At 42.1% G+C, this 1,006-nt stretch carries 1 protein-coding gene; it reads left to right on the top strand.

The features are described 5' to 3' along the window. Nucleotides 1-182 precede the first annotated feature (182 nt). Nucleotides 183-614: a hypothetical protein gene (locus A8O25_RS22310; protein ID WP_066839884.1), complete on the top strand. Its 432-nt coding sequence runs from the start codon at nucleotides 183-185 to the stop codon at nucleotides 612-614. Nucleotides 615-1,006: the final 392 nt, after the last annotated feature.

The raw sequence follows: 1,006 nt of genomic DNA, 5'->3' as shown, positions 1-1,006 counted from the left end.
TTTTACAAAAACAGGCCGAAAACGGGTTCTCTGTTTTATGGTGCCAACGCAGTTACTTAGTTCAAAAATCCTCGCAGTGTCTCCCAGACCTGCGAGTGTCTGAGCCACCTGCCATTGATATATGTCAATTCCTCCCGTTTCTATATCTTGAATGACTTGAGGTCTATATACAAAAGTAAGATATGAAAGTAAAATCATCACTCATGCTATTCTTGGCATTAATCTTATTTACAGCACTAATTTTATTCAGGATTCCTGATAAAAAATCTACTATAAAGCTTATCGTAAACAATCCTGAACTTAACATTAAATCAGCATCAAGAATATACCTTACAGAGAACTTGAGTATATTAAAAGCTACACCACTTCCATGGGATAAATGGGGAACAGTAGAATATACCTTACTCAAAAGTGAACCAGTGCATGGAAATTGCTTTTATGTTCCAAACATTAAACATGGAACGTATCTTCTAACAGTAGCAGTTGATGTCAAGAACGAAAGCTTCCCTTATGGAGGTATGGTTGAAAAGGTGGTAGTTGAGAAAGATACCGTAGTGGTGAAAATAGAGCTTGACCCAATAAGGCGATCCTTCTCAGATGCTTATAATAAGTAAAATTCTACTCAGCTCTGGCGCGAGTCTTCAGACTCGTGCGATGGATGGGTGGAGTCTCCAGACTCCTTTAGTTTAATCTTGGCACCTATATTCTCCCCGTGGCCCCCGGCGAGTCTGGAGACTCGCAGCACTTTTGGTCACGAGACTGAAGTCTCGCGCCAGTCACCTTCTTTTAACAATCTACACTTCTCAAAATACTGGCACGTCTCTGCCTCGCTATCTGGAGCATGTTAATTCCTGAAAATCATACTTCTTGGCTACGGCGTTTTCGGCCTGTTTTCCCAAAAACAGGCCAAAAACAGAAAACTTACCCGGCACTTTGCTGCTGGGCGGTGTAAGCCTCCCAGAAAGCCTGCCGGCCTTTGTCAATCAGTTCTTCGGCACGGTAAAAC

It is taken from the genome of Rufibacter ruber (genome assembly GCF_001647275.1).
Classification (GTDB): Bacteria; Bacteroidota; Bacteroidia; order Cytophagales; family Hymenobacteraceae; genus Nibribacter; species Nibribacter ruber_C.
The sequence above is the reverse complement of the archived record's forward strand: the minus strand, read 5'-3'. Positions and strand labels throughout refer to the sequence as shown.

What these genes read in the sequence shown, in the direction of transcription:
- A8O25_RS22310 (WP_066839884.1), top strand. Translation starts at nt 183, where the DNA reads ATGAAAGTAAAATCATCACTCATGCTATTCTTGGCATTAATCTTATTT.